Annotated in this window: 8 protein-coding genes and 1 riboswitch; of the genes, 7 read left to right on the top strand and 1 reads right to left on the bottom strand. The window is 52.2% G+C overall.

What is annotated here, in order from left to right; genetic code table 11:
• Positions 1 to 1,752 (bottom strand): transglycosylase domain-containing protein (locus AWV70_RS11125; RefSeq protein ID WP_060207057.1); only part of this gene is annotated, 1,752 nt, incomplete at its 3' end.
• 174 nt (positions 1,753 to 1,926) lie between these two features.
• On the opposite strand from AWV70_RS11125, the gene AWV70_RS11120 reads away from it, so the two are divergent.
• From AWV70_RS11120 to cobD, 7 genes are all read left to right on the top strand, one after another.
• Positions 1,927 to 2,352: a DUF1934 domain-containing protein gene (locus tag AWV70_RS11120; RefSeq protein WP_060207055.1), complete on the top strand. Its 426-nt coding sequence runs from the start codon at positions 1,927 to 1,929 to the stop codon at positions 2,350 to 2,352.
• On the top strand, positions 2,349 to 4,016 hold the full coding sequence (gene argS, locus AWV70_RS11115; protein WP_060207053.1) for an arginine--tRNA ligase: 1,668 nt from the start codon (positions 2,349 to 2,351) through the stop codon (positions 4,014 to 4,016). Before AWV70_RS11120 ends, argS begins: the two co-directional genes overlap by 4 nt.
• A gap of 278 nt (positions 4,017 to 4,294) precedes the next feature.
• A riboswitch (cobalamin riboswitch) is annotated at positions 4,295 to 4,480 on the top strand.
• Between the two features lie 129 nt (positions 4,481 to 4,609).
• Positions 4,610 to 5,587 (top strand): ABC transporter substrate-binding protein, encoded by a 978-nt coding sequence (locus tag AWV70_RS11110; protein ID WP_060207051.1) that lies wholly within the window; start codon positions 4,610 to 4,612, stop codon positions 5,585 to 5,587.
• The gene (locus AWV70_RS11105; RefSeq protein WP_060207049.1) at positions 5,580 to 6,572 is read left to right on the top strand and encodes a FecCD family ABC transporter permease; all 993 of its coding nucleotides are present in this window, start codon (positions 5,580 to 5,582) and stop codon (positions 6,570 to 6,572) included. The genes AWV70_RS11110 and AWV70_RS11105 overlap by 8 nt, the downstream gene beginning before the upstream one ends.
• 1 nt (position 6,573) lies before the next feature.
• Positions 6,574 to 8,040, top strand: coding sequence for an adenosylcobinamide amidohydrolase (locus AWV70_RS11100; RefSeq protein WP_060207047.1), 1,467 nt, complete (start codon positions 6,574 to 6,576; stop codon positions 8,038 to 8,040).
• Positions 8,040 to 8,996, top strand: coding sequence for an adenosylcobinamide-phosphate synthase CbiB (gene cbiB, locus AWV70_RS11095; protein WP_060207045.1), 957 nt, complete (start codon positions 8,040 to 8,042; stop codon positions 8,994 to 8,996). The genes AWV70_RS11100 and cbiB overlap by 1 nt, the downstream gene beginning before the upstream one ends.
• Entirely contained in the window at positions 8,983 to 10,053 is a 1,071-nt protein-coding gene (gene cobD / locus AWV70_RS11090) for a threonine-phosphate decarboxylase CobD (protein ID WP_060207042.1), read from the top strand. The genes cbiB and cobD overlap by 14 nt, the downstream gene beginning before the upstream one ends.
• Positions 10,054 to 10,210: the final 157 nt, after the last annotated feature.

Here is a 10,210-nt window from a genome sequence, read left to right as displayed (position 1 = left end):
GCCGACGTCATAGCCTGTCCAGATTCCCGCCGTCAGTGAAGGGGTGTAGCCGATCAAGTATTGGTCGGAAATGGTCGTCCCTGATTTTGCCGCATATGGCCGTTTTTGTTTCGAGCGCATCGAAAGCCCTGTCGATACGGAATAATCATTAAACACAGGATCGAACATGCCCGTCATCAAATGGGTGAGCACAAATGCATCCTGTTCGGTGATGACCCGTTTCGTGCTTATTTTCGGCTGCTCGTACACCGTTTTTCCATCTGCATCGGTAATGGACAGGATCGTCGTCGGTTCCACTTCCAGCCCGCCTGACGCAATCCGATCATACGCAGTCGTCATTTCAAGCAAGGAAACGGTCGAAGTGCCCAACGCGACAGCGGGCGATTCCTGGAATTCGACATCGAGCCCAAGCCGGTCCGCCATTTTATTGAACTTTTTATATCCGATATCCTCAAGTGTCTTCACAGCGTAAATATTGTCCGATATGGCGATTGCCTGCGCCAAAGAGATCGGATGTCCTGCGAATTTGCCGTTGATATTTTTCGGTTCATACGTCGAACGGCCTTCATCGTATGTGAAAATGGTCCGTTCCGTCGACATGAATGTGAGCGGATTATAACCTTCTTCGAGCGCTGCCGCATACAGAATGGGCTTCATCGCGGATCCCGGCTGCCGCTTTGCCTGCGTCACACGGTTGAAAGGACTCTCTTTGTAATCAACCCCGCCGACGAGCGAAGTAATATTCCCTGTTTCCGTCTCCATCGACATAAAGCCGACCTGCAGCTCGCTGTCAGGCATCCATTTCTTAATATACTCCTCCGCCGTCTGCTGATGCTGCGGATCGAGAGTCGTCCGAATCGTCCAGCCGCCTTCCGCAGGATAACGTCCTTTTTTGCTTAAAATCCGCTCCGCTTCGCGCCATACTTCATCCAAAAAGTAAGGGGCGACCCGTTTCATATCCTTCCAGTCCTCTGTCTTCAGCGTCACTGCCACATCCGCCGCCCGCTGCCGCTGAATTTCGGTGATGAACCCCTGATCCTCCATGAGAGAGAGAATCAATAATTGACGATCACGGGAACGTTCCGGATTGTCTAGCGGGTCGAAAACCGATGGACCTTTGGCAATCGCCGTAATAAGCGCAGATTCCTCAAGCGTCAGCTCACCAGCCGATTTCGCGAAATAAAACCTGCTCGCCGCCTCGACGCCATACATCCCATGCCCGAAATAGACTGTATTCAAATAGCCTTCCAAAATGACGTCCTTGTCGTAAAAGGTTTCCAGCCGATACGCATAGATCGCCTCTTTTATTTTCCGGTTCCACGATTTTTCATGTGTCAAATACAAATTCCGGGCATACTGCTGAGTGATGGAGCTCGCGCCTTCCGCTTTCCGCATCGTCTTGATGTCTTTCAATAAAGCCCCGGCAATCCGTTTGTAATCAAATCCGTTATGCTCGTAAAAATTGCGGTCCTCCGTCGCGATCACTGCGTCGATCAGGAATGGCGAAATGTCATCAAGACCGACCCAATACCGGCGTTCCGCTGAAAACTTATCGCCGATCTGGCGCCCGTTCTTGTCGAGGAACACACTCGCTTTCGGCACGCTCAACGAAGGGGCGCCCGTTATTTGCGCATAAAGTCGAAGACAGAGAAACATCGTAAAAACTGCGGTTACCGCCGTCACAATCAGCAAGGCAATCCGTCGAATGAAATTATTCCTTTTCTTTTTCTTTATATAATCGACTCGTCTCATACAATCCCTTCTCCCACCGTTCTTTGCAGTCAGTATGGAACAGGCGCGGGAAGATTAAACGGCAATTTGGCGAAAAAGAGTGGATTTGATTCCGACAATTCGTGATGTATTGGAATAGTGCGGGGAAAAGCGATATAATGAATAGATATTTTGAACGTCAAGGGCGGTGCAACAGTGGAATCAAAAAAGGAAGGACGCCATGTCGATGTCCGGCTTCAATCGACGATCCGGCATGTGGACCAGGATGCGGACAAGCATGAACTGGAAGCCGTGGGGACGCTGATTGAAAAAGCGGGAAAGATCTATTTGCAATTCGTGGAAGACTTGAACGGTCAGCAGGTGCGGACGACGGTGAAGTTGGAAGAAGGGGATGCATTGATCATGCGGAGCGGGGCGGTTCAGATGCGCCTGCCGTTCTCGCCAGGGGAAACACGACCGGGCACGTACGGAAACGGTCCGGCAGCCTTCGACCTACTCGTGAAAACGACGAAGCTGGAAGTCGGAGCGGATACGTTCATCGCACATTATGAACTGCATGCAGAAGGTGCATTGCTTGGACAACACGAATTATTGATTACATATTCGGAGGGACAAAAATGAACGCAGTTGAAAAGATACAACAGGAAATAAAAAATGCATTCCGCGAGGCGGTTATCGCTTCAGGACTTACTGATGAATCCGTCATGCCGGATATCATCCTCGAAACACCGAAAAACAAAGAGAACGGCGACTATGCGACGAATATCGCGATGCAATTGACGAAAATCGCGAAAAAGCCGCCCCGCGCAATTGCGGAAGCCATTCTAGAGAAATTGGACACGTCTTCGACATCCATCAAATCGATGGACATCGCGGGACCTGGGTTCATCAACATCAAGCTGAAAAGCGATTACTTAGGGGAAGTCGTCAAAACAGTGCTTGCCCAAGGAGCAGATTACGGCCGTTCGACGTATGGCGGCAATGAAAAAGTCCAAGTCGAATTCGTCTCTGCGAATCCGACGGGCGACTTGCATCTGGGACACGCGCGCGGTGCTTCGATCGGTGATTCATTGTGCAATATCCTCGATTTTGCCGGCTTCGACGTATCAAGGGAATATTACATCAATGACGCGGGCAATCAAGTGAATAATTTGGCCCTTTCAGTCGAGGCGCGCTACTTCCAAGCATTGGGTCTTGAGAAGGAAATGCCGGAGGACGGCTATCATGGGCAGGACATCATCGACATCGGTGAAAAGCTTGCGAAGGAATTCGGCGATCAGTATGTGAACGTCGGTGAAAAGGAGCGCCAAGAGTTTTTCAGGAAGTACGGCCTTGATTTCGAATTGGCGAAGCTGAAGAAGGACTTGGAAGATTTCCGCGTGCCGTTCGACAACTGGTTCTCGGAAACGTCGCTATATACGGACGGGAAGATTGGCATCGCGCTTGATAAATTGCGTCAGAACGGTCATGTATATGAAGAGGACGGCGCGACATGGTTCCGCTCGACGACGTTCGGGGATGATAAAGACCGCGTCCTCATTAAGAATGACGGCTCGTACACGTATTTGACGCCGGACATCGCATACCACGAAGACAAGCTTCGCCGCGGTTTCGACAAGCTCATCAACATTTGGGGAGCCGACCACCACGGCTATATTCCGCGGATGAAGGCTGCCATCGAAGCGCTCGGATACGACCGCGACACGCTTGAAGTGGAAGTTGCCCAAATGGTGCAGCTATATAAGGACGGCGAGAAATTCAAAATGAGCAAGCGTACCGGTAAAGCGGTCACGCTGCGTGAACTCGTCGAAGAAGTCGGCTTGGATGCTGTCCGTTATTTCTTCGCGATGCGCTCTGCTGATTCGCAAATGGACTTCGATTTGGATTTAGCGATTTCGCAGTCGAATGAAAACCCGGTGTACTACTCGCAATACGCGCATGCCCGCATTTCATCGATCCTTCGCCAGGCGGAGGAAAAGAACTTGACCGCTTCCACGGATCATGTTGAATTATTGCAAACAGAAAAGGAATTGACTCTGCTGAAGAAACTCGGCGACTTCCCGCGTGCCGTCAGCGATGCAGCAAGAATCCGCTCGCCGCACCGGATCACAATCTATATCCAGGAGCTGGCCGCCGAATTCCACAGCTTCTACAATGCCGAAAAAGTGCTTGACCCGGACAACCGCGACCTGTCCGAAGCACGCCTCGCATTGATCACAGCAACACGCACAACGATTGCAAATGCGTTGAAACTGATCGGCGTCGCTGCGCCGGAAAGAATGTAATAGGCCAAGCCCCTCCGTTTTGGAGGGGCGTTTTTTGGTCGATTCGGAGTTCGCAACGCAATCAATCGGGCTCACAACGCAATCAAAGAGGTTCGCAACACAATTAAACGAGTGCAACACAATCATCGGGGCTCGTAAGACAATCAATGCGATCCGCAAAGCGATAAACCGAAGTCGCAAAGCAATCAACGGCTCTCGCAACACAATCAACCTAATTCATAAACCGCAGCCTCTCGACAACCTAAAAATCTATAGTATAATTAAACCCGAACATCAATTACATAACCAAACATGAAGGTGCCCCGCCGTCAACGCTGGGGTTAAAAGGGAAGCCGGTTCGATTCCGGCGCGGTCCCGCCACTGTAAGTGCTCGCAAGCCGCAAGACGCCACTGGAGAAATTTCTGGGAAGGCGCGGGGAGCGAAAAGCACAAGCCAGGAGACCTGCCTTCATGAGTCACCCGTACCCTACGAGGATAGGTTTGGTGGAAATCAGCGCGTTCAATGAATTTCAAGCTGCTGTATTTTTACTAAGCGCATTCCTCCGTCCACAAAACGGGGGATTTTTATTTGGAACAAATAGGAGGAAATCTGAATGAAGAAATTTTGGCAACTGTGGCTTTCGGCCATCCTTGCGACGTTCCTGCTCGCAGCATGCGGCACAGATGATGCGAAGAAGGACAACACGCCGGTAAACGGCAGCTCGCAAACAGAGGATCAAGCATCTGAGGAAGTAGCTGAATTCCCGCTTACACTGACGGACGCGGTCGGCAATGACATTACACTCGAACAAGCCCCTGAAACGATTGTGTCCATGATTCCGAGCAACACGGAAATTCTATTCGCGCTCGGTTTGAACGATGAAATCGTCGGTGTCAACGACTGGGATAACTATCCTGAAGAAGCGCTTGAAAAAGAGAAAATCGGCGGTATGGAGTTCAACGTCGAAAAGATCGTCTCCATGACACCGGATGTCGTCTTCGCGCATGAATCGATGCTCGGCACAGGCGAAGAAGGGCTTCAACAGCTTCGTGACGCAGGAATTAACGTATTCGTCGTAAAAAATGCAGCGGATTTCGAACAGACATATGAAACGATCAAAACAATCGGCAAGGCAACCGGCAAAACGGAAGAAGCAGCTACAATCATCGAGGACATGAAAGCGAAAGTCGAAGAAGTCCTCGCGAAAACAGCAAAAGTTGAGAATGAAAAACGCGTATTCATCGAAACATCTGATGTACCTGAAATTTATGCACCAGGTAAAAACACGTTCATGCAGCAAATCCTCGACATGATCGGCGCGGAAAACGTTGTGACGGAAGAAGACTGGGTTATGATCAGCCCGGAAGAAATCGTCAAGCAAAACCCTGACGTCATCATCGTCATGTACAGCTATGTGCCAGACATCGTCGAGAGCGTGAAAAAACGCGACGGCTTCAGCGACATTACTGCTGTTAAGGAAGAGCGAGTCGTCCAAGTAGACGAAAACTTGACGAGCCGCACAGGCCCACGTCTCGCACTAGGCCTCGAGGAAATAGCGAAAGCCATTTACCCAGAGGCTTTCGGTGAATAAAGCAACAATTGCCTACATCGTGTCTGCCGCCACGCTTCTAGTGGCGGTATGGCTCGGTGTTTCGATTGGAACGGTTAAAATTCCGATCAGTACGTTTTGGGACTCGTCGGATACGACAGCTTCAAATATCTTATGGAAAATCCGGATGCCCCGCGTCATCTTAGCCGGGCTCGTCGGTGCATCACTCGCCATTTCTGGCGCAGCCTTCCAAGGATTGCTGAAAAACCCGCTCGCAGATCCTTACACACTCGGAGTGTCATCCGGCGCCTCAGTGGGTGCTGTCGTGACACTCTTTTTCGGTTTATCGATTCCAATCCTAGGCACATACACATTACCCGTCTTCAGCATGACGGGAGCCGCCTTGACGATGTTCCTCGTCATTGGCTTCGCAAGGCTCGTCGACCGTTCAATGAAAATGGAGACAATCATCTTAACCGGAATCATCTTCGGCTCATTTCTAGGCTCCGTTCTTTCGCTCATGATTGCGCTAACCGGTGAAGAACTGCGACAGATCATCGGCTGGCTTCTCGGCAGTGTCTCGATGCGCGGCTGGAATTATATTCTCATGGTGCTGCCGTTCGTCGCCATCGGTTCCTTTATTCTGTGGATGAACCGCAGGGAATTGAACGCAATGCTCTTCGGCGAGGAACGCGCCCATCATTTAGGCGTCAACGTCAAACAACGGAAGTTCATGATTCTCATTGGCGGTTCCATCCTGACGGGTTCAGCGGTCGCGGTCTCCGGAACAATCGGCTTTGTCGGCCTCGTTGTCCCGCATATGACGCGCCTCATGTGGGGGTCCGACCACCGGCATCTGCTTACATTGTCGTTCATGAACGGCGCAACGCTGCTTATCATCTGCGACCTCATCGCCCGAACGATCATCTCGCCTTCGGAACTGCCGGTCGGCGTCATTACGGCATTCATCGGCGCGCCAGTGTTTGCGTACATTTTCTATAGACAGAGAAGGAAAGGGGCCATGTAACATGCTGCAAGTCGACAATCTCTCCGGAGGCTACGACAAAGAGCCGATCGTCAACAACATTTCATTCAATGTGAATAAAGGGGAGATCCTCGGCATCCTCGGCCCGAACGGCAGCGGCAAATCAACGCTGTTGAAAATCATTTCGGGAATATTGCCAAAGCAGAATGGGACCGTCAAAGTCGACGGGGAGGATGCCGCGGTTTATTCCCAAAAGCAATTCGCCAGAAAGGTGGCAGTCCTTCCGCAACTCCATGCGCATGCCTTCTCGCATACCGTGAAAGACACCGTCGCACTCGGCAGGTATCCCCACCAGTCCGGGCTTTTTTCGTCTTGGTCCGATGAAGACGAGCGGGCGGTGACGGAGGCGCTTGCCTATACCGGCGTCACGCGGTACAAAGATACGGCGATCGAACTGCTTTCAGGCGGCGAACAGCAACGGGTCTTCGTTGCACAGGCACTTGCGCAAGAGGCACCGATCCTCCTGCTCGACGAACCGACGAACCATCTCGACATCGCCCACCAGCAGCAATTGCTCGACACGATCCGCAAGCATGCGAGCGAGAAAGGTGTCACGGTCATTTCCGTTTTCCACGACGTCAACCTCGCCTCCCTCTATTGCGACAGACTGCTCCTCATGGAAAAGGGGGAAATCGCCACGATCGGCGAGCCGCAGGACGTTATCCGAGAGGCGACAATCAGCAAAGTGTACAACGCGCGCGTTAAAACGCAGCCACATCCAGAGTTGCCGAAGCCGCAAATGACGCTTCTCCCTGATACACTTGAAGAAAGAAAACCATTCACTATCAATAAAGGGAACTTCACCGTCACGTCGGACCACGTATCCCTAAAAGTCGCCAAGCCGTTGAAGACATTATCTTCAGCCGTCGTGAACGCAGGCATGGGTTGGTACCGCGCATTCGTCAACCGCCACGTCGATGCAAACTACAACTGCGACGACGTCAAGGTAGAAATGTCCACCTACCTCGAGCAACACGGCTACTCGATTTCGGATACCGTCGGCATGATGACCGCCGTCACGACCGAGCACGCGGAAATCGGCGAATACGAAGGTGATTTCGGAACCGTCCTCGTCATGGTGACAGCAGGCGTCGGCAATGCCGTCGACGTCTCGCAAGCACTTGACCGTGAACAACGCGTTGGCACCATCAACACATGGGTCATCGTCAACGGCCAGCTGCCCGAAGAGGCTTTCATCCAAGCGATGATCACGGCAACCGAGGCGAAAACGAAAGCGCTTCAAATTGAAAACGTCAAAGACCCGCTCACTGGCACAATTGCGACCGGCACATCGACTGACAGCCTTCTCGTCGCGGCGACACAGGAAGGGGAGCACCTGCCGTACGCAGGCCCAATCACCCCGCTTGGCAAACTGATCGGCCACGGCGTCTACGACTGCACCATCCGCGCGATTCGCGCCTACAAACAAGCGAAAGGCTGGACTTCATAATGCAAGCCCATTTTGTTGCAATCGCGATCGGGTTCGTCCTCGACCGCGCTCTCGGGGATCCCCCGAACTGGCCGCATCCCGTCCGCTGGATCGGCACATTCATCTCGAAGCTCACCGCGGTCCTGAATAGAGGGCATGCCCGCGTACTGAAAGGCGCAGGGATGCTGTTCATTACGGTGTTCCTCGTAACAGCGGTCGTGCTGGCAATCGTCTGGTCTGCCTACCAATACCATATCGTTTTCGGAGTCGCGGTAGAAGCGATCCTCATTGCCGTCGGACTCGCCCAGAAAAGCCTGCGGGACGCCGCGCTTGATGTCTACACCCCCCTTGAAGCTGGTAATCTAGAAGAAGCGCGAACAAAGCTGTCATGGATCGTCGGCCGCGACACCGAAAAGCTGCAAGAAAGCGAGATAGCCCGCGGCGCGATTGAAACGGTATCGGAAAATACAGCAGACGGCATTACATCTCCATTATTCTGGACATTCCTTTTCGGCGCTCCCGGGTTATGGATGTACAAGGCTGTTAACACGCTAGATTCAATGATTGGTTACAGGGATGACCGTTATCGTGAATTTGGCAAGTTTTCTGCGCGAGCCGATGATGTTTTGAATTTCATTCCCGCAAGGATTACAGGCTTCCTCATCCTCGTTTTTACTCCGAATGAAGGAGGCATTCCTTTTCGGAAACGGTTTGTCGGCTGGAGCAAAGAAGCAAGGAACCACCCGAGCCCGAATAGTGGATTCCTTGAAGCGGCCACTGCCTGGCAGTTCGGTGTCAAATTGGGCGGGAAAAGTACATACCGGGGAATCGTTTCCGAACGACCGGAACTCGGACCCGGACTGAAGCCGTTGCGAGCGGCTCATATCAAATCGGCGATCGGGCAAATGCAAGCGGCATCTTTCGCCTTTTGGATACTTATGACGATTATTGGAGTGATTTTCTATGCAATTGCCTGAACATGGGGCGAACCCCCACCATGTCTACGGGAAGCTCGGCATGACCCCGCCTGCGCGGATACTCGATTTCAGTGAAAACTGCAATCCGGCGGGGCCTCCGCGGGCTGTTCTTGATATGTGGCCAGATCTTGTGACGCGATTACACACCTACCCGGACCCGGCCGGCGAGCCTTTTCTGTCGAAGGTGGCAGAGTATCATGGCGTTCCGCAGGCGTCGGTGTTTGCCGGGAACGGTGCAGCGGAAATTTTGTCCCTCATTGCGGAACGGTACCGAGGAAAACGGGCAATCGTCGTCCACCCGACGTTTTCCGAGTACGAAGCGACGTTGATGGCGAAGGGAGTGGAGATTGAACGAGTCATCGCTTCCGAGGCGGAAGGTTTCGGCCTGCCGAACGAGGCGGTTTTGTCTCAAATTGAGGAAGCAGCAGTCGTATACATATGTACGCCGAACAATCCGACGGGCGTCATGCCGGAGCGAGGGGATTTGTTGGCAATTATCCAGATGGCCGGGGAAGTGGGATGCGAAGTCGTCCTCGATGAAGCGTTCGTTGATTTCATTGATGAAAGTAGATCGTTCATTTCTGAATTGAGGGATTCTCCACATGTTATCATCGTGCGCTCGATGACGAAGATGTACGCGATTCCGGGCATCCGCCTTGGGTATGTGGTTGCGCATCCCGATGTCATTGTGGAGCTGAAGTCTGCTGCGCCGCATTGGAATGTCAACGGGTTGGCGGCCGCAATCGGTGCGGTTTGTCTCGGGGAGGAAGCGTATCGCGAAGCGGCGATCTGTAGCGCCCGGACTGAACGCGAGAAAATGACAGCTTTTCTGAAGAAATTCGACTGTATCGTAACCGAATCAGAAGCGAATTTCCTGACATTCAAGCCGCGCGATGCCGGAAAGCTATATACAGATATGCTCGCGAAAGGCATCGTCCTCCGCCATTCAGAAAACTTCCGCGGCATGGACGGCAGCTGGCTGCGGATCGGCATGAAAAGTAGTGCGGAAATGGAAGAATTGCGGAGAGAGCTAGCAGGCGCGCTCATAAATAATTGAATCACGCTCATAAAACGGTATGAGTGATCATAACAGTCGGGATCGCGCTCATAAAACGGTATGAGTGATCAAAACTAGCGTGAACGCGCTCATAAAACGGTATGAGCGATCATAACTAGCGTGATCACGCTCATAAAACGGTATGAGTGATCATAAC

Source organism: Sporosarcina koreensis, assembly GCF_001531445.1.
Lineage (GTDB): Bacteria > Bacillota > Bacilli > Bacillales_A > Planococcaceae > Sporosarcina > Sporosarcina koreensis_C.
This window is presented reverse-complemented; position numbering and strand designations above follow the sequence as displayed.

What these genes read in the sequence shown, in the direction of transcription:
- argS (WP_060207053.1), top strand. Translation starts at nt 2,349, where the DNA reads ATGAACGCAGTTGAAAAGATACAACAGGAAATAAAAAATGCATTCCGC.
- AWV70_RS11110 (WP_060207051.1), top strand. Translation starts at nt 4,610, where the DNA reads ATGAAGAAATTTTGGCAACTGTGGCTTTCGGCCATCCTTGCGACGTTC.
- AWV70_RS11100 (WP_060207047.1), top strand. Translation starts at nt 6,574, where the DNA reads ATGCTGCAAGTCGACAATCTCTCCGGAGGCTACGACAAAGAGCCGATC.
- cbiB (WP_060207045.1), top strand. Translation starts at nt 8,040, where the DNA reads ATGCAAGCCCATTTTGTTGCAATCGCGATCGGGTTCGTCCTCGACCGC.
- cobD (WP_060207042.1), top strand. Translation starts at nt 8,983, where the DNA reads ATGCAATTGCCTGAACATGGGGCGAACCCCCACCATGTCTACGGGAAG.